General features: G+C 57.3%; 19 protein-coding genes and 2 pseudogenes. 7 read left to right on the forward strand and 14 right to left on the reverse strand.

Features of this window, described 5'->3' with window-relative positions; all coding sequences use genetic code 11:
• Nucleotides 1-279: 279 nt before the first annotated feature.
• The 9 genes from MWC30_RS13045 to MWC30_RS13085 form a co-directional block, all read right to left on the reverse strand.
• Nucleotides 280-1,245 (reverse strand): type II secretion system F family protein, encoded by a 966-nt coding sequence (locus tag MWC30_RS13045; protein ID WP_244084631.1) that lies wholly within the window; start codon nucleotides 1,243-1,245, stop codon nucleotides 280-282.
• Nucleotides 1,246-1,542: 297 nt separating this feature from the next.
• Nucleotides 1,543-2,850 carry a CpaF family protein gene (locus MWC30_RS13050; RefSeq protein WP_368860847.1) on the reverse strand — a complete coding sequence of 436 codons (1,308 nt, stop codon included), beginning with the start codon at nucleotides 2,848-2,850 and terminating at the stop codon, nucleotides 1,543-1,545.
• Between the two features lie 492 nt (nucleotides 2,851-3,342).
• Nucleotides 3,343-4,503, reverse strand: a complete 1,161-nt coding sequence (locus tag MWC30_RS13055; protein ID WP_244084633.1) for an AAA family ATPase — start codon at nucleotides 4,501-4,503, stop codon at nucleotides 3,343-3,345.
• Nucleotides 4,504-4,647: 144 nt separating this feature from the next.
• Entirely contained in the window at nucleotides 4,648-5,886 is a 1,239-nt protein-coding gene (locus tag MWC30_RS13060) for a TadG family pilus assembly protein (RefSeq protein WP_244084634.1), read from the reverse strand.
• A 524-nt stretch (nucleotides 5,887-6,410) separates the two neighbouring features.
• Entirely contained in the window at nucleotides 6,411-6,899 is a 489-nt protein-coding gene (locus MWC30_RS13065; protein WP_244084635.1) for a TadE family protein, read from the reverse strand.
• Nucleotides 6,900-6,969: 70 nt separating this feature from the next.
• The gene (locus tag MWC30_RS13070) at nucleotides 6,970-7,284 is read right to left on the reverse strand and encodes a hypothetical protein (protein WP_244084636.1); all 315 of its coding nucleotides are present in this window, start codon (nucleotides 7,282-7,284) and stop codon (nucleotides 6,970-6,972) included.
• 41 nt (nucleotides 7,285-7,325) lie between these two features.
• Nucleotides 7,326-8,750: a type II and III secretion system protein family protein gene (locus MWC30_RS13075; protein WP_244084637.1), complete on the reverse strand. Its 1,425-nt coding sequence runs from the start codon at nucleotides 8,748-8,750 to the stop codon at nucleotides 7,326-7,328.
• A gap of 382 nt (nucleotides 8,751-9,132) precedes the next feature.
• Nucleotides 9,133-10,014 carry a Flp pilus assembly protein CpaB gene (gene cpaB / locus MWC30_RS13080; RefSeq protein WP_244084638.1) on the reverse strand — a complete coding sequence of 294 codons (882 nt, stop codon included), beginning with the start codon at nucleotides 10,012-10,014 and terminating at the stop codon, nucleotides 9,133-9,135.
• Between the two features lie 99 nt (nucleotides 10,015-10,113).
• The gene (locus MWC30_RS13085; RefSeq protein ID WP_244084639.1) at nucleotides 10,114-10,677 is read right to left on the reverse strand and encodes a prepilin peptidase; all 564 of its coding nucleotides are present in this window, start codon (nucleotides 10,675-10,677) and stop codon (nucleotides 10,114-10,116) included.
• Between the two features lie 578 nt (nucleotides 10,678-11,255).
• On the opposite strand from MWC30_RS13085, the gene MWC30_RS13090 reads away from it, so the two are divergent.
• Nucleotides 11,256-11,885: a J domain-containing protein gene (locus MWC30_RS13090; RefSeq protein ID WP_244084640.1), complete on the forward strand. Its 630-nt coding sequence runs from the start codon at nucleotides 11,256-11,258 to the stop codon at nucleotides 11,883-11,885.
• Nucleotides 11,886-12,358: 473 nt separating this feature from the next.
• Here the strand turns inward: MWC30_RS13090 and cysK are convergent, their stop codons facing one another.
• The 4 genes from cysK to nifU form a co-directional block, all read right to left on the reverse strand.
• The gene (gene cysK / locus MWC30_RS13095) at nucleotides 12,359-13,285 is read right to left on the reverse strand and encodes a cysteine synthase A (protein ID WP_244084641.1); all 927 of its coding nucleotides are present in this window, start codon (nucleotides 13,283-13,285) and stop codon (nucleotides 12,359-12,361) included.
• A gap of 209 nt (nucleotides 13,286-13,494) precedes the next feature.
• Nucleotides 13,495-14,451, reverse strand: a complete 957-nt coding sequence (gene epsC, locus MWC30_RS13100; protein WP_244084642.1) for a serine O-acetyltransferase EpsC — start codon at nucleotides 14,449-14,451, stop codon at nucleotides 13,495-13,497.
• A 256-nt stretch (nucleotides 14,452-14,707) separates the two neighbouring features.
• Entirely contained in the window at nucleotides 14,708-15,889 is a 1,182-nt protein-coding gene (nifS, locus tag MWC30_RS13105; RefSeq protein ID WP_244084643.1) for a cysteine desulfurase NifS, read from the reverse strand.
• Nucleotides 15,886-16,716, reverse strand: a complete 831-nt coding sequence (nifU, locus tag MWC30_RS13110; RefSeq protein WP_244084644.1) for a Fe-S cluster assembly protein NifU — start codon at nucleotides 16,714-16,716, stop codon at nucleotides 15,886-15,888. The genes nifS and nifU overlap by 4 nt, the downstream gene beginning before the upstream one ends.
• A 526-nt stretch (nucleotides 16,717-17,242) precedes the next feature.
• Here nifU and MWC30_RS13115 point away from each other — a divergent pair.
• A complete protein-coding gene (locus tag MWC30_RS13115) occupies nucleotides 17,243-18,343 on the forward strand; it encodes a 3-deoxy-7-phosphoheptulonate synthase (protein ID WP_269467787.1) in 1,101 nt (366 codons plus the stop codon).
• 266 nt (nucleotides 18,344-18,609) lie between these two features.
• Here MWC30_RS13115 and MWC30_RS13120 read toward each other — a convergent pair whose 3' ends face one another.
• Nucleotides 18,610-18,855 carry a tautomerase family protein gene (locus MWC30_RS13120; RefSeq protein WP_244084645.1) on the reverse strand — a complete coding sequence of 82 codons (246 nt, stop codon included), beginning with the start codon at nucleotides 18,853-18,855 and terminating at the stop codon, nucleotides 18,610-18,612.
• A 455-nt stretch (nucleotides 18,856-19,310) separates the two neighbouring features.
• On the opposite strand from MWC30_RS13120, the pseudogene MWC30_RS13125 reads away from it, so the two are divergent.
• The 5 genes and pseudogenes from MWC30_RS13125 to MWC30_RS13145 all read left to right on the forward strand — a co-directional run.
• Nucleotides 19,311-20,090: pseudogene (locus tag MWC30_RS13125) on the forward strand (TolC family protein).
• A 6-nt stretch (nucleotides 20,091-20,096) separates the two neighbouring features.
• The gene (locus MWC30_RS13130) at nucleotides 20,097-20,780 is read left to right on the forward strand and encodes a TolC family protein (RefSeq protein ID WP_256461254.1); all 684 of its coding nucleotides are present in this window, start codon (nucleotides 20,097-20,099) and stop codon (nucleotides 20,778-20,780) included.
• A 4-nt stretch (nucleotides 20,781-20,784) separates the two neighbouring features.
• Nucleotides 20,785-21,702, forward strand: a complete 918-nt coding sequence (locus MWC30_RS13135) for an efflux RND transporter periplasmic adaptor subunit (RefSeq protein WP_244084647.1) — start codon at nucleotides 20,785-20,787, stop codon at nucleotides 21,700-21,702.
• Nucleotides 21,632-21,862 (forward strand): hypothetical protein, encoded by a 231-nt coding sequence (locus tag MWC30_RS13140; RefSeq protein WP_244084648.1) that lies wholly within the window; start codon nucleotides 21,632-21,634, stop codon nucleotides 21,860-21,862. The genes MWC30_RS13135 and MWC30_RS13140 overlap by 71 nt, the downstream gene beginning before the upstream one ends.
• Nucleotides 21,863-21,901: 39 nt before the next feature.
• Nucleotides 21,902-23,215 (forward strand): annotated as a pseudogene (locus MWC30_RS13145) (efflux RND transporter permease subunit); the annotation flags it as partial.
• Nucleotides 23,216-23,349: the final 134 nt, after the last annotated feature.

Below are 23,349 nucleotides of genomic sequence, written 5' to 3' on the forward strand. Positions count from 1 at the left end.
CTGAAGAGGGGAGCTTCAGGGTCAGGCCCTGGGTGTGGATCTTTGCAATGGCGCGGGCCGCCCCGCGCTTTGTAGGAGTGGCATCCTGCCGCGACAATGTGCGGGGAATTTTTATCGTGCCGGAACCTCTCCTGCCGCGGCCGGTAAGTCTTTTGTCGCGGCTGGAAGCCGCTCCTACAAAGCGCTTGCCTTTCCTGCGAGCAGGATTCCGAGGATGCCGCTCCTACGGGACAATGACCACGTCATTGTCATCACCTGAGATGGTTAGAAGCAAAAACGTCAAACGCGAATCTTGATCATCTTGCGGATCACGAGAATTCCGAAGGCCATCAAGCCCAAAGCCGTGTAAGACATGATCCGGCCGGCCGGGTCTTCCGTCAGGACATTGAAGAGCTTTGGGTTCGTGGAGAATCCGAAAAGGGCTATCAGGAAAGGCAATGCACAAAGGACGATGGCGGAAACCTTTCCTTCGGCTGCAAGCACCCTCACTTTTCCCATCAGCTTGATCCGCTCCCGAATGATGAAAGCGATGGCCTCGACGATTTCGGCCAAGTTGCCTCCCGTCTCCCTCTGGATGATGACGGCGATGACGAAATAACTGAGATCGTCGCTGCCCACCCGTTTCGCCATGGCCTTGAGGGCGTCGGCGACCCCGACGCCGAAATTGATTTCACTCAGAGTGCGGGCAAATTCGGAGCCGATGGGGTCGTCGAATTCCTCCGCCACCATTTTCATTCCGCCGGAAAAGGCATGGCCCGCTCGCATGGTGCGGCCGATGAGCTCGAGAGCATCGGGAAGCTGGTCTGCAAATTTTTTGATGCGCTCGTTCTTCTTCTGAAGGACATATAGAAAGGGAATGGTCAGGAACAGCAGGGCGAAGACCGGTCCGAGCTCAGGGCGTTTCAGGGCAGCGGCGGGAAGCAGGTACCCGCAGGCCGCAGACCCTGCCATGAGGAGGAGGAACGTGGAGAGGGCCATGCCGACATTGGCCTGCTGGAGGAGGCGGTCGATGTTCTTCATGCCGGGAAGGATGGAAAGGATTGCATGCAGCCAGCCCGATGGGCTCAGGCGCCGATCCCTCAGGATGTGGATGTCGATGTGCTCTGGGCGATCCTTCTGCAGTGCCTGCAGCCTTGCCTGGACGCTCTTGGAGCCTCCGCTCCGCAGGTTTTTGATCCCCGAGAAAATCAGCTCGATGACGACCAGGCAAAAAATGAACAGACCGAGGGGCAGCAACGAATCCATTTGTAATCCCATCACATGGGTCAGTTTTTTTTAAGCACCTATCCGAAAACTTCCCTTGCCATTTTGGTGAGAATGCCGTGGTGAGGGGGCTTGGGATAGGCTTTAAGTGCCAAAGGTCGTAAACATGCGGCCATTTTTTTGTAGGAGCGGCTTCCAGCCGCGACAGCTTTCATCCGCGACAGAAACGGGCGGTTCCCGGGAGGGTCGCGGCTGGAAGCCGCTCCTACAAAAGGCGAGATTAGGAGAAGCCGCTCCTACAAACGTCAAGATTTCAAGCGTTGGCAGTGTATGAGCTTCTCAAGAATGTCTCGGCTCAAAGATCCCAGGCGGCAGTTTTATGCCCATGGTTTCCAACTTCTTGGAGAACATGGGCCTCAGGCCGGTGGCCTTGAAATGTCCCTTGATTTTTCCGTTGGCCTCGACCCCCACCTGTTCAAACCGGAAGATCTCCTGGAGGCTGATGACGTTGCCCTCCATCCCCGTGATTTCCTGGATGCTCATCACCTTTCTGGTGCCGTCCGCCAGGCGCGCGGCCTGGATGACGACATCCAGGGCGGAGCTGATGTATTTCCGCATGAACTCCGTGGGAATGTCCATGCCCGTCATGGCCACCATGGTCTCCACCCGCATGAGGGCATCGCGGGGGGAGTTGGCGTGGACAGTGGTGAGGGATCCTTCATGGCCCGTATTCATGGCCTGGAGCATGTCGAAGGCTTCGTGCCCGCGGACTTCGCCCAGGATGATGCGGTCGGGCCGCATGCGCAGGCAGTTCTTGACCAGGTCCCGTTGGGTGATCTCCCCCTTGCCCTCGACGTTGGCCGGCCGGGTTTCCATGCGCACCACGTGGGTCTGTTTGAGCTGCAGCTCGGCAGCGTCCTCGATGGTGACAATGCGCTCCTCCTCGGGGATGAAGCGCGAGAGCACGTTCAAGAGCGTCGTTTTCCCGCTGCCCGTGCCCCCCGAGATGAGAACGTTGAGGCGTGCTTTCACGATGGCTTTCAGGAGCTCTCCGAATTCGGACGTCAGGGAGTTGAAGGCGATGAGATCGTGGAGCTCGAGGGGCTCCCTTGAAAAGCGCCGGATGGAGAGCACGGAGCCATCCAGGGCCAGCGGGGGAATGACGGCGTTGACGCGCGAGCCGTCCTGCAGTCGCGCATCCACCATGGGCGACGATTCATCGATGCGCCGCCCCACGGCGGAGACGATCTTGTCGATGATTTTCCGCAGGTGGACCTCGTCCTTGAACCTGGCTTCCGTATATTCGAGCTTCCCGAAGCGCTCCACGTAGACCTGGCGGTAGTTGTTGACCAGGATGTCGGATACGGTAGGGTCCTGCAGCAAAGGCTCCAGGGGGCCCAGGCCGAAGACTTCGTGCTCGATTTCTTCGAAAAGCTTCTGGCGCTCGCCCAGGTTGAGAGGGATTTTCCCGTGCTCCTCGTCCAGGATTTGCTGCACCAGGCTTCGGATTTGGGGAGTCAGGACATGCTGGTCGAAGGTGTCCAGGACGGACAGATCGATCATTTCAATGAGCCGGTCGTGGATCCTGGTCTTGAGCTCATAATACTCGTTGGGGACGATGGCACGGGCCCTGGCCCTGGAGGCCATCACATCCTCGACCTTCAAGAGCTCGTTCGCCCCCCCGGCTGGAGCGAGAGAAGAATTCTTGGCCGCCTGTTTCCACATATTGAACATTTCGAAATCCCTCCTCTCAAGAATCCGAGTATATATTTCCGAACATCCTCGCTCCGTCATGCCCGGGGCCATCGCATCAAATCCTGGCTACTTCGCAATGCAGAGATCCGGACTACTGGTTTTCTTTCGGACTATTCGTTTTCCTTGTAGGAGCGGCTTCCAGCCGCGACAAAAATGATCGATTGAGAAAGTCGCGGCTGGAAGCCGCTCCTACAAACGGTCATGAGCTCGTCTGTGTTCACCCCCGTCAATAAAATCCCCCCTGCCCCCCTTTGATAAAGGGGGGAAAACGCGCCTCTTCATCAAATTGGGGAAACGCCATGCCTCCCCCTTTATCAAAGGGGGATTGAGGGGGATTTTCACGGTAACAGCACAGTGTCGTTAGATGCATGAAATACATGCACATCAATTCCTGGAAAACCACCTTGCAAAAAATGACCTGGAGGTCGAGCTCTCCCCGGTGTTTGTCACGAATTTTCCTGCCAGGTCTTTGACACTTCGACTCACGGGGGACCTGGGCGCGATTTCAAAGAGCGTTTTGCCCTGGTTGATGGCGGCCACGGTCACCTTGAAGTCGTTGGGCACTGTCCAGAAGATTTGCCGCTCCACGACTTTCTCGGCGTCCTTCAGGGAAATGTCCGACCCGGAGAGGTAGCGGTTGATGACGATTTTTATGGATTCCTGGGAGGCGATTCCCAAGTCGCTCAGGTAGCGAAGCAATCGTTTCACATTGGTCAGGCATGGGAGGCTCAGGATGGCCGTGAGCAGGGCCTCGTCGGAGATTTCCAGAATCCGGAGGGAGAGCTCGTCGGCCAAATGGCCCGAATCGATGACGACGTAATCGAAAACGTTTTTCATGACCTGGAGGAGCTTCTTGATGACGTCCGGGGTCGCCTCGAAGTTGCCGTTCAAATGGTGGGGGGAGGGTACCACGTGCACGCCCGAAGCATGCCGGTGCGTGACACTCATGAGGAAGGTGGCGTCCAGGCGTGAAATATTGCGGGCCAGCTCCCCCCAATCGAAAGACGGCTTGAAATCGAGGAATGTGGGGACCTCCCCGAACAGCAGGTTCATGTCCATGAGGGCGACGAGCTGATTGGGTGACTGCAGGGCCAGATTGGCTGCCAGGTTGACGGCAAGCGTCGTGTTTCCGACACCTCCCTTGGCCCCGACCACATCGATGATTTTGCCGTTTTTCGTCGGTGAAGCGGCTTTGCTCTTCCTGCGGTTCAATCGATCGAACGCCTGCAGCAGTTCCGCTTCCTGTATGGGCTCCTTCAGGAATTCCCGCACTCCGGCCCGCAATGCCTTGACGAGAATTTCCGGGTCCGGGTTGGAGGAAACGAGGAACACCTCCTTCACCATGTGCGAATCGAGGACGGACTGGACCTTCTTGAGGTCGGATTCGACGTCTTCTCCCATTTGATAGATGAGCAGTTCCGAGGGGTCTGAATCGCCATTGCGGCGGATGCGGTGCTCGGCCTTCGACAGGATGATTTTTTCCAAAACCCGCCGGGTCTCTTCCGTTTTGGTTTCAATCCATATGGGGTTGAGGTCGGTTGCCACTTCGGTGCCTTTCCGGTGATCCTCAAGTTGGAAATGATGGGCTTGGAATCAAGCGCATATCATGTATGGGTGCGGCTCATTGATGGTTATGCATGGAGCGTGCCCAGACAGAGCCTTGTTTGGTGAAGACTTTTCGCAGAACACTCATTTCACCAGCACAGGGATCTTTGCCAGAATCCCGAAATTCTGCCCGCCTGTCCTGCCTGAAAGCTCATGGGCTTTGCAGTCGGGCAAATAATAGATGGTTTTGTCTTCGTAGGTGGCGGCCGTGTTGTTGAGGACGTCCTGTAGATTGAACGTATCGACGAAACTTTGCCAGCAAGCCTGCGCTGCGACGGTATCGTTTTTGGTATAGGAACAGGTCCAGTAGGACCCGTCCGGCTTCAGCATTTTCTGGGGAACCTCCCGCCATTGATTCTTGTCGTTTTGAGTGATCCAGATAAGATTCAATTCTACTGCGCCTACAACGGTTGAACAGTTGCTGACACTGTTGCCCGCACAATCAATGACCGGGAGTGTCATGTTCCAGGGCTTGTCAGGGACCTTGTCGTTATCGGTATCCAATGCACTGTTTTTTCTCCAGCAACTTTCAAGATCATTGAAAACCGCATCTTCTTGACCGTTCGTGGTTCCCATGCCCTGTCCCAAGCTGACAGCCTCTGGATTCCCTTTAGCACAGACCAACGGCTTGACAGAGCTGGTATTCGCGGTCGTGCAGGGCTGGCTGAAGTTCGTCCAGCCTCCCGTTTCATGCCCGGGGTTTGCCCCGCTGTTGATCATGCGGCCGACGCCACAACTATAATTTCCTGTACCATCAACGAGCGCCTGCTTGCATACCGCCATGGGCTGGTCTGCGTCCCCAGGCGCCAGTTGTCCCGCAAAACCGATATAGGCCACAGCTTCAGCACTCAGGGCATAGCTGTCATAACCGAAGATCTTGGAGAAAAAAGAGGGTGCTGCCGGTCTGCGGGTAAAGACTCTGACTGCGTTGACGAAATTGAGGTTGGCATCCAATGTTGCTTCGGAGACCCCGTTTAGAGGCACCATATTCAGATTGTCACTGGGAAAAAATTGGCCATCTTCGAAACGGTAGTGTCCTCTCTGAACATCCCCCGTATTACCTGAGGTCCAGTTGACCGTCACAGCCGCCGCCCCGCTCTTGTTGGCTGTGGCAGCCTCGAAGGCCCGCTGGTTCGCCCCTTCGTCCACATGACCGGTAGAATCGTATAGCCCCCATGCTCCCGCGAGTGCTCCGGCATCCGCGGCATTTTGCAGCTCGTTGCGAACGACGTAGAGATAGCCTAAGTACCTGAGCGTATATTTCTTAACATTTTGTCTTGCTGTCCGTTCGCCCTGAGCCTGTCGAAGGGCACAACCAGACATGCCCTTCGACAGGCTCAGGGCGAACGGTTCGTTTTGTTAGAAAACTTTTGCTTGGGTACTTAAGTCCACTGCCAGGGCGGAAAAACCAACGAGGGAAAAGAGCGTTAAAGCGACAAAAACCAGGGTCACACCGCTTTGGTCCTTTAACTTTTTGCGGAGACGAGAGTGCTTCTGTTGCATTGTCTCAACCCTTTAGTTAAGAAATCCTTGTGCTAACGGTCATGAGCATAGCGATGTTCACCCCCACCGATAAAAATCCCCCCTGGCCCCCCTTTGGCAAAGGGGGGAAACGCCCTTCACCTTCATCAAAGGTGCGGAGCGCCATGCCTCCCCCTTTATCAAAGGGGGATTGAGGGGGATTTTCACGATAAGGCAGCTCACAAATAATAGGGTCGTAGGAGCGGCTTCCAGCCGCGACATCAGAGAAGCCGCCATTGCGCCTGGTCGCGGCTGGAAGCCGCTCCTACAAAGCAAGCTACCTTTTGGGAGGTTATTTCTTTGGTGTTGCCTAATCAGTACAAGCTTCATTGGTGTTCATCCCGCATCACCGTGACCGCTGACAACGTGAGGCTATTGGCCGTTCCATCGCCAAAGAGCTTGCTCAGGTTGGGAAAGACCAGAAAGGTGTACGGATAGTTTACGGTTACTTGACGAACATAATCTCCGGCGACCAGGGTGCGTGGGGACACCACAATATTTGCATCTCCGAAAGTGCCGGCGTCAAAAGAGATGAGGTGGGCTTGTGCGTAATTTTTGATCACTGTTTTGATTTCAGCTTCCGTCTTGCCCATCGTCCCGTCGGGGTTTCTGTCGTAAAGAACGGCAAAACGGGCTCCTTCGCGGCTGGCATTGGTGATCATGGCCTTGTCATACATCAAAATGGAAAACTCTATCATTCCAAAGACCAGCAGCAGCAGGAGGGGCAGGACAATGGCGAACTCCACCATGGCGCCCCCGTGTTCCTTGGAGCGTTCCAGGTTTTGGCTGCTTCGAGCAGACTGTCTGCAAAACATTTTCAAAGCCTCCACAACAATTCTCCCGACAGGCTGCAATCCACAGCGGTGCTGCCCCTGCCATCCATCCTCAATTTCCACCCCCGGGGGGGGCGAGGACGGGTAAAAATCCCAGGGGGGAGCCCGAAGAGCCCTTGGACCCACACGACTTGAACCCATCGACATACTTGTCGTAAACTTTTTCAGCCGCTGGGCCGTCCATGCCTTCCACCGGCTCCAGGTCATACGCGGCATCCGGATTGAGGATTTGGAGGTCCCTGGCCGTATGGAAAGCCTCACCCCAGGTATCCGCCCTGTAATCACATGCAGAGTAAGGGCTTGCGCAGCCGCACAGGCTGAGAAGCACCCAGAAGAGCCCGATCGTATAAAAAACCTTTTCTTTCATTGCCTACTCCTCACCAGGACACGCGTTGAATGTTCGACGGACTATCTGGGGATCGAATGCCCGAATTCTCCCTGCAATCCGGAACGGCCTCCAGGAGGGGGAACCGGGGAGGAAGGCGGGGTGCCTCCTCTACCCTCCATCAGCCCGTAGATGAAAAACTCCGTGTCGCTGGGCTGTACATAGTGATCTGTCGGCAGGGTCACCCTGGCCTTGTCGATGGGCTTCACCAGGTGGGGCGTCACGACGACCAGGAGCTCAGTCTGATTCCGCTGGAACTCGTTGCTTCTAAAGAGCATGCCGAGAATGGGGATCTGCCCCAGCAAAGGAAATTTCTTGATGCTCTCCCGAACGCTGTCCCGCAGGAGGCCGGCGATGGCGAAGCTTTGCCCGTCGGCCAACTCGATGACCGTGGAAACGCGTCGGGTGCTCAGGCCTGGAATCGTATACCCCTGAATGTTGACGGCGGTGGTGAAATCCAGCTCCGACACTTCGGGCATGACCTTGAGGTTGATGCGCTGGTCGCTCAGCACGGTGGGTGTGAATGTGAGGCCCACGCCGAAGGACTTGTATTCGATGGCCACGGTGCCCAGCCCCTGGGGAACGGGAACGGGAAATTCCCCGCCGGCCAGAAAGTTGGCGGTCTGACCGCTCTGGGTGATGAGGGTCGGCTCCGCCAGGATCTTGATGATGCCATCCTCTTTGAGGGCATCCATGAACTGGGTCCAGGTGAAATCGCCCGCCGCGATGTGAAAGAGGGAGTTCACCGTCTGGGAAATATCCAGCTCCAGGGAGCCGGCTTCTCCACTTCCCACAAATTCCTTGATGGTGGCAAGATTTCCGAGGAGGCTGGTGCCGATGCTTCCCTCGTTGCCCACGACGAAATTGATTCCCAGGCGATTGATGAGGCTTTTGGACATCTCCGCCACCCGCACTTCGAGCATCACCTGGTGGATTCCGCCGGCATCCAGAAGATTGATGATTTTGGTGTCCTTGGAAGCGTAGGCTTCGGCGATGGCCTTGGCCTGGGCCACAGCCGCCGTGTTGCTGGCCTTGCCGGAAAGAGTGATGGAATCGTCGGTGGTCTTCACCTGAATTCCGTTTTCTTCGGGAAGGATCTGGCGCAGCTTGGATTTGAGCCGCGTGATGTCCGGGGCCACTTCAACGTCGTAAACCGCCAGGATTTCATCCTTTGCCGTCCACAGGGTTACGTTGGTGATTCCAACCCCTTTGGCCGTGACATAGATCTGGGAGGGGGAAAGCAGCACATAGTCTGCGATCTTGTCATCGGCGACGGAGACGCGGGTGACAGGCTGACGGGTGCGGATGACGGTGGATTTCCCCTCCGCGAGGTTGACTTTCCGGCTGTCCGGATCGACGGCGCTCGAGTCCCCCCGGCCGGCTCCCGCCCACGCCGCTTGAAAAAGAAGCATCAGACAAATCCAGGCAAGGAGCACAATTCGCTTCATTTCATTCCTTCCGTTTGTCACCACTCCGTCCATATGTTCTCCCTTCCCGTACCCAAACTCCGCCAAATGCTGCTTTTTACGAAAGGGGACTTTGGATCCCTTCTTTGCTCACTAAAAATTTCGGGCGTCCATCGACTGTTGCCGTCATATAAGAACAGGGCATTTGCATCGAATCCCGGCTACCCCGCACGGCTGAGATCTGGATGACTCGTGTTCCTTGTAGGAGCGGCTTCCAGCCGCGACAAAAATGATCGATGGCCAATGAAATGATCGAACGCGAATGTCGCGGCTGGAAGCCGCTCCTACAAGACCAGCAAGAAGTCGGGAACCCATCCGTTTCATTTGTTTCATCCGTTTGGAGTGTCTATTCGCCTGATGAACCTCAAAAAGTCTCTTTTCCCACCTTGCTGCCCTTGATCGTCTGCACCTCGTAGGCCTGTCGCGGCTTCTCCCTGGGCGCTGACTTGGATGCCGACCGGGGCTCGCCGGAAACGGTCCTTGTCTGGAGGTCCTCCTGGACGGGCTTCATGCGGGGTCGGTAGGCGTCCAGGGCGTCGGAAATCGTAGTCCCGAGCGTATAGACCGTTTCTCGGTCGGTCGTATTGCGCAGGGCAAAGTGGAGCTTCCCGTTGGTTGCGGCCAACGAAAGTCGTTCGGCTTCCTCGGGGCTCACCTGGACGGTGAAAACATCGACGGGTGCGGGCTTTCCATCGGCGGAATTCTGCATTTGCGTTCCGGTCGCCAGCACCAGGACATCTTCCAGTACGACTTTCGTGACGTACTCTCGGTCCGACTCCGGGAGCTTGAGTGTCGCCAGGATGTCCACGAAGTTGCCGGGCTGAATGAAGCCCGAAAGGCCGATGACCTTGTCGCCGGCCACGGCGATGGCCCGTTTGCCCGGGGCAATCACCGCGCAAACGCCTCCCGTGGTCACGCTGACCGGGGCAAGCTTGGATTCCGTGATGGCTTCATTCTGCTTGACCGGATAGACCAGGACCCGACCCACCAGTGCGGCGCTGTCGGTAAAATGACCACTGGGGGCGACATTCTTGGGTATGGCGACGATCTTGATCATTTCGGGGGTCAACTTGGTTCCCCAGGCAAGATCCAGGCCGGCATAGGCCAGATTGATCCGATCTTCGCTGGGGGCGGTGACCACGGGTTGAGACACCTTGGTCTGCAGCCAGCGGTAAATGAACACCGTGGCGCCGAGAGCGACCAGTACCGCCAGCAGGAATGGAGCCAGAGCCCTGAATCTACCCATACCGTACCTTTCTTCTCCAAGATTGGACGACAGATGAAAAAACCTCGAAAAAAAACTTTATGCCGGCAAGCTCTGCCGGGAGTCTCCGTGCCTGTGAGGTCAAAAAATCGACGACATCAAATCCGGAAGCGATGCATAGCCCAAATGGCTGAAAGCAATATGGCAGATGGCGCCCAGGGATATGGCGACGCCATAGCACAGTTTGACTTTTCGTTCTTCCTGACTGGGGGAAAAGTACGAAAACTGTTTGGTGTAGAGGAACGTTTTGATGATCAGCCAGTATCGCTTCAAAAATTGCCTGGAGGGACTGCCGGGTGACAGGATCACCAGCAGGGCGTAAACACCTCCGATCAATCCAATGTACAGGAATGAATCCAGCGTGTCCCCGGGGCCCAGCACGGAGCCCAAAGCCCCCATGAGCTTCACATCCCCCGCGCCCATGAACCCCAGTGCATAGAAAAGCAGCAGGAGCGCCAGCCCCAGGCCCAGTCCCTGGAGGGAGATTACCAGCCCGTTGAGCCCCAAAAGGACGGTGTTGGCGATCAGCCCATAGAGCATGGTTGAGTAGTTGAGGACGTTGGGGATTTTTTGGGTGCGGAGATCCACGATGGCCGCTGCTACAAGGATCAGTATCAAAACCCCGCGTACAATCATGAGTTCCATAGAGCTCACCTGCATTGAGTGAAAGAACGACGTGAATCCCTGAATTGACGTATTTCGTGCGGATGAGATCTTGACCTTCCTGTGGCACCTCTAGGAGCGGCTTCCAGCCGCGATGCTTGTGGGGTGCAGTTTTTGTCGCGGCTGGAAGCCGCTCCTACAGGTGCCAAGCTCCTACAGATGTCAAGTTTTCAACCGCTTACAGCGTAATTTTTCCGTGACTGACACCGCGAATCGCGATGCCAGATCCATCGGCAGAGTCGAGGGGATTCTTTAACCCTTAAAAAGGGGAGAGCATGAAATTCTGAAAAATTTCCAGCAGCAGGGAGGGAGTGGCAACCTGCATGAGAATCACCATATTCATGGGCTTAGAAATTGCATTGTATTCGTTTCGGTTAAGAAATTTTATTTTCAGGTCGCTCCATGCTCGTTGTAGGAGCGGCTTCCAGCCGCGACCGACTCACGTCGCGGCTGGAAGCCGCTCCTACAAAAACGAAGCTTTTCATCCTCAACAGGTATGATTTTCCAGGAATCATCTCTTTTTTTCTTCAGGCGGGTTTGCTCATGGAAGGAGAGGAACAGTGCAGCAGGACATGTTCATGGATTACTATGAAACCCTTCAGGTCAGCCCGGGCGCGGACCGGGAAACCATCGAAAAGGTCTTCCGGATGCTGGCCAAGCGTTGCCACCCGGACAATCCACAAACCGGGGATGTGGAACGGTTCAATGCGCTGGTGGAAGCCTACAGGGTGCTCAGCAATCCTGAGAAGCGGGCGGCCTACGACGTCGGGTACGACCGCATCCAGGCCTCCAAGTGGCACCTGCGCCGTGCCGTTCCTTTGCCGGAAGGTGGAGGAGGCGACAACCGTTCCGTGCGGCACAGCATTCTGTCGGTGCTTTATGCCGCGCGCAGACGCAGTATTCTAGATCCGGGCGTGGGAATCGTGTCCCTGGAGCAGGTCATCGAATGCCCGCAGGCTCAAATGGAATTTCACCTCTGGTATTTGAAGGAAAAGGGCTGGATACAGCGCACTGAGAACGGAACCTTCGCCATCACGGCCGGCGGCGTGGATGCAGTGGAAGAGAGGGGGGATTCCCTGAGAAACGACAGACTGCTGACGGATGGGCTGCCGGAAAATGGCAATGGAGAAGCACACGATATGGACGACGATCTGCGGTCCTCAGAGCACACGTATTCTGTGAATAGTTGAAATGCTGGTTACCGTGAAAATCCCCCTCAATCCCCCTTTGATAAACGGGGAGGCGTGGCGTTTCCCCCCTTTGGTAAAGGGGGGCCAAGGGGGATTTTTATCGGTGGGGGTGGACATCACCATGTTCATGAGGGTTATGTGAAAAAGGCTTGCAGCAATCGTCACCTTGTGTAACAGCTTCCAATAATATTCACCTTATGTAGGAGCGGCTTCCAGCCGCGACCGGACTAGCCGGCTCCGGAGGGAGCCGTTGTCGCGGCTGGAAGCCGCTCCTACAGGGGTGTCATGAAGTCGAAATTTTGCCCGTCAAATGTACATTCATCGCATGAATTCTTCTTACCAGGCCAATGCATCTTAATGCATCTCCCCAAACGAATGGAAATGACTGCATCTCCCCACGCGAATGGAAATGAATACTTCGTCCAGAGCGGCTGGAAACGTGAAACCCCAAGGTTTCACCTCCCCTTCCCGCATCATTCCACGAAAAGCTCCGTACTCAGGTACCGTTCTCCCGTGCTGGGCAGGAGCGTGACGATGTGCCGGCCCCTGTTTTCAGGGCGTCGGGCGATTTCCATGGCGGCAAAGGCCGCGGCGCCGGAGGAAATCCCGCAGAGAATCCCTTCCTTTTTGGCCAGGTCCCGTGCCGTTTCGAAGGCCTGCTCGTTGGTCACCTGAACGATGCTGTCCAGGATCTTCACGTTGAGGACTTCCGGTATGAAGCCGGCGCCGATGCCCTGAATCTTGTGCGGACCCGCAGGGCCTCCTGAGAGTACCGGGGAAGCAGCCGGTTCCACGGCGATGATTTGAACGGACGGCTTGTGGTGCTTGAGCACCTCCCCTACCCCCGTGATCGTTCCTCCGGTTCCCACTCCCGCCACAAAAATATCCACGCTGCCCCCCGTGTCCTGCCAGATTTCCCGGGCGGTGGTCTGTCGGTGGATTTCGGGGTTGGCCGGGTTGGCGAACTGGTTGGGCATATAGGCGCCGGGCGTCTGCTCCACGATCTCCTGAGCCTTTCGGATGGCTCCCTTCATCCCTTCGGCCCCTGGAGTCAGGACCAGTTCGGCCCCGAGATGCTTGAGGAGCTTGCGCCTCTCGACACTCATGGTTTCGGGCATGGTCAGGATGAGGCGGTATCCCTTGGCTGCGCAGACGAAGGCCAGGGCGATTCCCGTGTTGCCGCTGGTGGGCTCCACGATGAGAGTATCAGGGCCGATGAGTCCCCCGGCTTCCGCCGCCTGGATCATGGACGCTCCGATGCGGTCCTTGACGCTGCCGAGGGGGTTTCTGTATTCGAGCTTCACGGAAATGGACGCATCCAGGCCGCGCGTCATGCGCTGCAGCCGGACCAGCGGTGTCGAGCCTATCGTTTCGATGAGATCAGAGAATATGTGCGGCATGTTTTGCGCTCCCTCTTGAAGTCCTCCGCCAAAGAGCTGTCGATATACTCCAAATGGGTGAGGTCTTGATTTATCACGGGTGAGGTCTTGACTTATTGTTGATCCTGTAGGAGCGGCTTCCAGCCGCGACAGAAATAGCCGGCTCAAACAGAATCGCGGCTGGAAGCCGCTCCTGCGAAAGTCAAGATTTGAACCGTTCGCAGTATATCTCAATCGGACTTCGCCTTGTAAATCAGTTCCGGACGCTTCATGAAAACCCTCGTGTCGGGAGGAACGGATTCCGTGATCCAGACATTGCCGCCGATGTGGGAGCGGGCTCCGATGACGGTATTTCCCCCAAGGATCGTCGCCCCGGCATAAATGATGACATCGTCTTCGATGGTGGGGTGCCGCTTCTTGTGGCGCAACTGGGCGCCGGCATCCTTGGGCAGGGATAGCGCGCCGAGAGTCACCCCCTGGTAGAGCCGCACGCGCTCCCCGATTTCCGTCGTTTCACCGATGACAACTCCTGTGCCGTGGTCGATGAAAAAGCTCGGGCCGATATGCGCTCCCGGATGGATGTCGATGCCCGTGGTGCTGTGGGCGTACTCCGTCATGATGCGCGGGATGAGTGGGACGCCTCCCTCCCACAGGATGTGGGCCACCCGGGAAATCGTAATGGCCAGAAGGCCCGGATAGCTGAAAATGATTTCATCGTAGCTCCCAGCGGCCGGATCTCCTTCGTATGCCGCTTTCACATCAGTTGCCAGGATTGCCCGCAGGCGGGGGAGCTCGCGCATGAACTGGATAGCGGCTTCCTGCCCTCTTTCTTCGCACTGTACGCAGGCGAGGTTGTGGCGGATGCAATCATGCCTGAAGGCGTGGGTGATCTGCTCCGAAAGCAGTTCGAAGAGGGTGATGGCTTCCTGGCCGAAATAGTAGCTCAGATTGAATTCGTCCACCCGTGTGCGTAGGAAATAGCCCGGGTAGAGGATTCGGTTGATGCGGTGGATGATATCGACGACCGTATCGCGCGAAGGGATGGGCTCCGGCCCCACATGATCGAAGCATTCCTCACGGTTGCACGTCTGCACCAGTTGTTCCACGATTTTCGGGACTTCTTCGCGAAACTTCCGGGATTCTTCCCGCTCGACTTTACATTGATCCGTCATGGATTTTTCTGCCATCCCCGTTCTTCCCTTCCTGTTATATTCTGCACGGATGCGAGCGTGACTCTTGGGTGACCCTGTAGGAGCGGCTTCCAGCCGCGACAAAGATGGCCCATTTTCAAAAGAGTCACGGCTGGAAGCCGTTCCTACAAAAGAAATCGGATTCAAACCAGCTTCATTTCCCCCCTTGAGGGGGGCAGGGGGGTGTTTTTGGGGTTTGCCAAATCTTGCCACCTCCCTGGCCCCCCTGAAGGGGGGAATTTTTAGACAGCCTCTAAGCGGTTCCGCAGGCTCTCTCCCCCGTCCGCCAGTAGGGAGACATGCTCCGCAGGGTTTCGATGATGGGGGGAAGCTTGTCGATGACAAAGTCGACCTCTTCGTCCGTGTTGTAAATGCTCAGGCTGAAACGGATGGAACCGTGAGCCATTGTGAAGGGCACGCCCATGGCGCGGAGCACGTGGGACGGCTGCAGGGAGCCCGAGGTGCAGGCCGATCCGGACGAGGCGCAAATGCCGTATTCATCCATCATGAGGAGGATCCCTTCCCCCTCTACAAATTCAAAGCTGATGTTGCTCGTGTTGGGAAGCCGGTTCACCCGGTCCCCGTTGACGCGGCTGTTCGGCACGCGGGTGAGCAGTTCATTTTCCAGCCTGTCGCGCAGGGCTTTGACCTTCGTGTTTTCGGTCTCCATATGCTGAGCAGCCAGCTCGCAGGCCTTGCCGAGCCCGATGATGCCGGGTGTGTTTTCCGTTCCCCCACGGCGGCTCCGCTCCTGGTGTCCTCCGATGAGGAACGGGGAAAAGCGGGTTCCCTTGCGCACATACAGCACACCGACACCCTTGGGGGCGTGGAGCTTGTGGCCCGAAATGGAGAGCATGCTCACGGCGCTCTTGCTCATATCAATGGGGATCTTTCCCACTGCCTGCACGGCATCCGTGTGGAAGAGGATGCCGCGTGCACGGGCCAGCTGGGCCGCTGCCTCGATGGGAAAGATCACCCCCGTTTCATTGTTGGCCCACATGAGGCTGACAATAGCCGTGTCGGGTGTGAGGCTTCGTTTGTACTGCTCCATGTCCAGGCGCCCTTCCCCGTCCACGGGGAGCTCCGTCACCCGGTAGCCCTGTTCGGCCAGGTGCGCGCACAAGGCCTTGATGGCAGGGTGCTCCACCCGACTGGTGACGATGTGACGTTTTTCGGGTTGAGTCAGGAGCGCCGACCGAATGGCTGCGTTGTCGCTTTCGGTGCCGCAACTGGTGAAAATGACTTCATCCGGTGCCGCTCCGATGAGGGCTGCGGCACTTTCGCGGGCTTCACGGATTTTACGACCCACCTGCCCTCCAAAGCTGTGCATGCTGGACGGGTTTCCGTAAAGGTCATGAAAATAGGGCAGCATGGCCTCCAAAACTTCCAGGGCGACCTGTGTCGTCGCATTGTTGTCGAGATAGATCGTTTTCACTGGGAGACCTCCTCTACCGTCAGTTCAGGCCAGACCAGCTCCTTCAGCTTGGCCTCGACGAAATGCTTCAGGGTTTGGTTGGAAGCCTGGCACGACGCGCACGCTCCTCGCGTGGCCACCAGAACGCGGTTCCCCACCACATCGATGAGCTCGATATTCCCTCCGTCGTGTTTCAGGGCCGGCCTGATTTCTCGTTCGATGGTCTCTTCGATCATCCGAATCTTCTGGATGTTGGAAAGCTTCGGTTTGGCGGCGGGCTTGCCGGAAAGCTCCGCCCGGACCCGGTCGATGATCTCTTGAATGGCGCCGTGGCAATTCCCGCAGCCTCCACCCGCTTTGGTGAAGTTGGTGACGTCTTCCAGGGTGGCGAGATTGTTTTCCCGGATGGCACGTTCAATTTCGATGTCCGTCACTCCAAAGCAGTCGCAGACGATATTTCCTTCCACCGTTTTGGGCGCCCTGCCCTTGTAGACGTCGATGGCCTTCTCCAGCGCCTCGCGCCCCATCACCGAACAGTGCATCTTTTCCTGGGGAAGGCCCCCCAGGTAATTGGCGATGTCCTGGTTGGTGATCTTTTCGGCTTCTTCCAGAGTCATCCCTTTCACCATTTCCGTGAGGGCCGACGACGTTGCGATGGCGCTGGCACACCCGAAAGTCTGGAATTTGACTTCCTTGATGCGCTTGTTTTCGTCCAGTTTGAAACTGAGCTTCAAAGCGTCTCCGCATGCGATGGAGCCTACCTCCGCCACTGCATCGGCGTCTTCCACTTCTCCGACGTTCCGAGGATGAAGAAAGTGATCCTTTACCTTATCTGTGTATTCCCACATGATTGCACTCCTGAAGTTTATCCGAGGCAGTCGAAGCTTACGGCTTCCGCCCGATGGACAATCGTTGTGACTGCTGCCCAACGCAGTCTACCAGCTGCATTCCTGATGCGCGATTCACCAAGAAGTTAATTACAGGCGACGTTTCTGGCCAGAGGGCGCGTCCCATGTTCCAATGCCCCCTCCCCGCTTTGTTTTTTTCACGGAATGTCCCCTGTCCTTCAATTTATTCTTGACAGCATTCTGCCCTTGGGTTACGCATAATACCAGTTTATTCAGTTTGTAGTATGGATGAATCGTTGAACCATGGAGACATTGATGACTCGGTCAGGCAGAAGCTTTTATTATTACTTTTATTTTTATTATTCCAAAGCGTCTGCCTGGAAGGTGCATTGATGTATCGTTGATCGTTTAAAGCATTGAGAGCCGCAGGTGGACGCAACCTGCGGCTCTTTTGTTTTTCGGGGGCTGCAAGTCAAAAGACATCAGCCCCCTTTTTTATTTTCAGTCCAGAAGAAGGAGAAGGATCATGCAGCGTATCGACGACATTCGCATCAAGGAATTCACGCCTCTTGTATCCCCCGTGACTTTGAAACAGGAGTTTCCCATGACCGACAAGGCCCGGGAAACCGTGGTGACGAGTCGTGAGATCATTTCCAGCATCCTGGAGCGGAAAGATCCGAGAATGCTAGCCATTATCGGGCCATGCTCCATCCACGATGAGGCAGCCGCACTGGAGTATGCTCAGCAGGTCAGGGACTTGAGTGAAAAGGTCGGCGATACGCTCTATCTCGTCATGAGGGTCTACTTCGAGAAGCCGCGGACGACGGTGGGCTGGAAGGGGCTCATCAACGACCCCTGGCTGGATGGATCCAACGATATCGTTTCCGGGCTCCGAAAGGCCAGAAGCCTTCTTCTGAAAATCACCGGCATGGGCGTGCCCACCGCCACCGAAATGCTGGATCCCATCACGCCACAGTACATTGCGGACCTGGTCAGCTGGAGCGCCATCGGAGCGCGCACCACCGAATCCCAAACCCACCGCGAAATGGCCAGTGGACTCTCCATGCCCGTAGGGTTCAAGAACTGCACCGACGGAGGGCTCGATACGGCCATCAATGCCATCATCGCTTCCGGGGCCCCCCAGAATTTCCTGGGAATCGATTCTCATGGGCAGACGTGCATCGTCCAGACCTCGGGCAACCCCTATGCCCATCTCGTACTGCGAGGCGGTACCCGTCCCAATTATGATTCCGTCAGTGTCATGGAAGCCCTGGAGCTCCTGAAAAAGAAGAAGCTGCCGGAAGCCATCATGATCGACTGCTCCCACGGCAATTCCCGCAAGAACCATCGCTTCCAGTCCGTTGTGTGGCAGGATGCCGTCAACCAGAGGATGGATGGGAACACCGCCATTGTCGGGTTGATGCTCGAAAGCAACCTGTGTGAGGGAAACCAGGAGAATACCTGCGATCTCTCCAGTATGAAATACGGCGTCTCCATCACCGACGCCTGTATTTCCTGGGAAGCGACGGAAAAGCTCATCCTTTCGGCCCATGAGCATCTGAATGGGCTGTCTGCTCCTGCCGGAGGGGAGGTCATGTTCAGAACAGAGCGCTACCAGGTGGGATGAGCAGTCCAGGCGATATGCCGGGCCGGTTGGAGTGAATGTTGTTGACTCAACGTCACCCCGGTGGAAACCGGAAGTCCATCAGGTCTTTATTTCCCTGGATTCCGGCTTTCACCGGAATGACGAAAGTTGGTTATACGCGATAAAGTATAAAACTTTCGATTTGATGATTCCCTGTTTTTTGTAGGAGCGGCTTCCAGCCGCGACTGGCTGACTGTCGCGGCTGGAAGCCGCTCCTACAATAAAAAACGTTCAATCCTTAATGCGTATCATTCAACAACATTACCGGCCCGGGTAGGGTGCATTTCATGCACCATACGTACTGAAGAAATGCTTGTATGAACAATACGCTTGACTTCATCGAGAATGACGATCGTCTTTTCTCGAAGGCTTTCGCCCTCCACTGACACCATCGCTTCCGTGACCTTCTCGGTCATCCGTTGCTTTTCCCCGTCGGAGAGAACGCCTTCAATCCCCTTCGATGATGGATCGGGTGCCGGCTCCAAAGAGATCATTTGTAGCTTTCAGCAGCTCTTCGCGTCTGAGCGGACCGGTTGATCACCTTGATGGAAATGTACGGTCGCCGGCACTGAAAAGTGCAGAATACTTTACGTGAGAGCAACGTTCATTTAATTTGGCAGCGCCATGGGGTTTTTGAGATACTCGTTTGCCTGTTCCGTCCGGAATATGGAAAAGGAGAATGACGGCGAGGATCGTCTTCGGTCGAGTGGACGGGAAGGTCCGGACTGCCCCGCAATAGAACTCAACCGAATGCATGCCTCGACAGTGGACAGTGGAGCATATGCCTGTGGAAAGCTCATCCCTCATCGTGAAAAAGGCCTTCGTACTCCTCCTCTGGATTGTCGCCGTCGGATGCGTGGTGGGTCCTGATTATCGCCCTCCTCCCGCCCCTGGTGTCCAAACTTACACCGAAAAGCCGATACCTGAGGAAACGGTATCGGCTCCCGGCGTGGGCGGTGCGGCGCAGCGCTTTGTCGATGGCGGGGATATCCCCGCACAGTGGTGGACATTATTTCATTCAGAAGCCCTGGACCGACTCATCCGCCGTGCCCTTGCGGACAGCCCGACACTGGCGGCGGCTGAAGCCGCGCTGCGCGAGGCTCGGGAGAACCTGCGCGCCAGGGCGGGTACGGTCATTTATCCAAGCGTCGATGGGAGCCTTTCGGCTGCACGCCGGAAAAGCTCGGGCGCTTCCAGCGGCCTGCCGGACGAGTTCAGCAGTACCTTCAGTCTGTAAAACGCGTCGGTGGGCGTTTCCTGTGTACTCGATGTCTTTGGAGGGGGGAGGCGGGAGCTGGAAGCGCTGCAGGCGCAGGTGGACTACCAGCGCTTCCAGCTTGCAGGCGCGCATCTGACCCTCGCCTCCAACATCGTGACCGCCGCAATTCGAGAGGCCTCTCTGCGCGCTCAGATCAAGGCCAATGAGGAGATCGTGGCGGCGGAGATCAAACAGCTGGAAATGGTAGAGCGCCAATCGGCCCTCGGCGGTGCCGCCCAATCGGATGTCCTTGCCCATCAGGCGCAATTGGCCCAAACCAAGGCGGCCTTGCCGCTTCTGGAGAGGGAGTTGGCTCAGACTCGCAACCTGCTGGCGGCCCTGAGCGGCAGGTTTCCGGGGGACGCCGAGCTTCCGGAATTCCGGCTCGAGGAATTCCATCTCCCCCATGAGCTGCCCGTGAGCCTTCCGTCCTCACTGGTGCGGCAGCGCCCCGATATCCGCGCCTCGTAAGAGCTGCTGCATGCGGCTGGCGCCAATGTGGGCGTGGCCACGGCGAATCTGTTTCCGCAGATCACGCTCACCGCCAATCTGGGATCCAGCTCCCTGCGCCTCGAGGACCTTTTTGGGCCGGGCACATCCTTTTGGGGCATCGGAGGCGGGCTGGTGCAGCCACTTTTCCGCGGGGGGGAGCTCATGGCAAAGCGCCGCGCCGCAATCGCCGCCTATGATCAATCTCTCGCCTTGTATCGGGAAACGGTCCCGCAGGCATTCCAGAATGTGGCGGATGTGCTTCATGCCCTGGAAACCGATGCACGCTCGCTGCGCGCCCAGGCTGAAGCCGAGGCGACCGCCCGTGATTCCCTTGACCTCACTGAAAAGCAGTTCCACTACGGCGCAGCGAGCTACCTGACCCTGCTTAATGCGCAGCGCCAGCACCAACGGGCGCTCATCATCCTGGTGCAAGCCCAGACGGTGCGCTTTGCCGACACAGCCGCTCTTTTCCAGGCCCTGGGAGGCGGATGGTGGGAGAAGCCGGTGAATCCGTCAACGCGTGAGCGGGCAGAACGGACAGGTGGGCAGCCCGGTGATGTCCATGCCGGGAGCGATTCAAGGCAGTCAGTCGATTTCGGCCTGGATGCCAACGTCACCGATTCACCGACTCGGCCACTTACCGATTCATCCTACTTTCAGGAGCAATGATGACATGAAGAAGCGCTTGATTGTGACTCTGCTGGGGTTGGTTCTCCTGGTAGCCGCCCTCGCCGGGGTCAAAATGATGCAGATCGGAGCCATGGTCGATCAGGGGAAGAAGCTCGTTCCGCCTCCCGAAACCGTTACCTCTGCCGTTGTGACTTCGGATTTGTGGAAGAGCGAGTTGAGTGCCATCGGCACGCTGACTGCGGTCCAGGGGGGCACCGTGGCCGCAGAGCTTCCCGGAAAGGTCGTGAAGATCCTCTTCGAACCGGGGAGAGCCGTGAAGAAGGGGGATTTGCTCGTCAGCCAGGATACAGCCGCGGAAGAGGCTGAGCTGATGGGAGCCGAAGCGCAGGTCAAGGTGGCGAAGGCAGACCTCGATCGTGCAGGGATGATGATACGGGACAGGATCATCTCACAGGCCGACTATGACAAGGCCCAGGCTGCCCACGAGGGGGCACTCTCGAAAGCGAGCAGCATCCGTGTTGCCATTGACAAGAAGAATATCCGTGCCCCGTTCAGCGGCCGCCTCGGTATCCGCCAGATCAACCTGGGTCAGATCCTTAAGGATGGAGACCCCATTGTCACTTTGCAAACCCTCGATCCCATCTTCGTCGACTTCACCCTTCCTCAGCAACAGGTGATGCAGCTGCGGGTGGATCTACCCGTGAAGGTCATCTGCGACGCCCTGCCCGGTGTGGCGGTCGAGGGACGCATCACGGCCATCAACCCGCTGGTGGAGAGCGAGACCCGCAACGCCCAGATCCAGGCGACGGTGTTCAACAGGGAGGAGCGACTCCGCCCCGCATGTTTTGTTTGTCAACGTGTCGGTTGGCCTGTCCATGCAGAACAAGGTGATGATCATCCCCGCGACGGCAGTGCTTTACGCACCCTACGGCGATTCGGTTTTCATCATCGAAAAGGATAAGGAGCGGGACGGCGAGGTGCTGCGGCAGCAGTTCGTTCGCCTGGGAGAGAAGCGCGGCGACTTCGTCGCCGTATCCAGCGGGCTTGCCGAGGGGCAGAAGATCGTGAGCACCGGGGTTTTCAGACTGCGTAACGGCCAGGCCGTGACCGTGGGTGGATAACAGCCTTGCTCCCAACTTCAGGCAGGCGCCCGCACCGGTCAAGGGGTGCAGCGGGCCGACATTCTCGGCGCGCGCACCTTCGCCATGCGCGTCTGGCTCGATCCGGACCGGATGGCTGCCCTCAACATCAGCCCGACTCAGGTCCGGCAGGCGCTGGCTGCCAACAACTTTCTGGCTGCCCTCGGCAGGAGCAAGGGGGCCTATATTCAGGTCAACCTGACGGCGGACACCAACCTGAGCCGTGTCGAGGAATTCAATCGCCTGGTGGTACGCCACCGGGAGGGAACCATCATTCGTTTGGGCGACATTGCAGACGTGGTGCTGGGGGCCGAGGATTATGACACCGAGGTTCGTTTCACCGGCCAGACCGCCGTCTTCATGGGAATCTGGCCCCTGCCCAATGCAAACTCCCTGGACGTCATCAAGGGAGTGCGGGCTGAGATGGCCTCCATCGAGCGGGACCTTCCGACCGGTCTTCAAGCCCGCGTTGCCTATGACGCCACCGATTACATCGCGAGCTCCATCTGCGAAGTCCTCAAGACCCTCGGCGACACCCTGCTGATCGTCGTGGTGGTCATCTTCCTCTTCCTCGGTTCCTTCCGATCGGTCTTGATCCCGGTCGTGGCCATACCGGTTTCACTGGTCGGCGCTGTCTTCCTGATGCAGGCCTTTGGTTTCACGGTGAACATTCTCACCCTTCTGGCCATCGTCCTTTCCGTCGGCCTCGTGGTGGACGACGCCATCGTTGTGGTTGAGAACGTCGAACGGCACCTGGGCGAGGGGAAATCCCCCCTGGATGCGGCGCTGATGGGGGCCCGCGAGCTGGTCGGCCCCGTCATCGCCATGACCATCACGCTTGCCGCCGTCTATCTGCCCATTGGGCTGCAGGGGGGGCTGACGGGCTCGCTCTTCCGTGAGTTTGTCTTCACCCTGGCGGGGGCTGTCACCATTTCCGGGGTGGTCGCCCTCACCCTTTCTCCGGCTATGTGCGCGAAGCTCCTCAAGCCGGGCAGCGGGGAGCGCGGGCTTGCCGGCAGGATATCACGGGACTTCAAGCGGCTGAGGAATGCCTACGGCCGGCTGCTCGCTTCCACTCTTTCAGCCCGTCCCGCGGTCTACTCCGTCTGGCTGGTCATCAGCCTTGTCACGATCCCCATGTTCATCATGTCCGCCAAGGAACTGGCGCCCACGGAGGATCAGGGGGTCATCTTCGGGATTCTGGATGCTGCCGCCAATTCGACCCTTGACCAGAACAGTCACTTTGCGTCTGCGGTGAACGAGGTTTACCGGAGCATTCCCGAGACCGACTTCACCTTCCAGGTCACCTTTCCCAGCTCCGGCTTTGCCGGCATGAAGGCCATATGAGATGTGCCTCGGACTGCCATGGAACATCAGGGGGGCAATCATCTCTCTGGATTCCGGGTCAAGTCTGGAATGACGTTGTGCGTATGGGCCACTTTGTTCGGTGGAGCTGTGCGGAGGCGTCA

Origin of the sequence: Desulforhabdus sp. TSK, from assembly GCF_022836495.1 — a bacterium.
Classification (GTDB): Bacteria; Desulfobacterota; Syntrophobacteria; order Syntrophobacterales; family Syntrophobacteraceae; genus Desulforhabdus.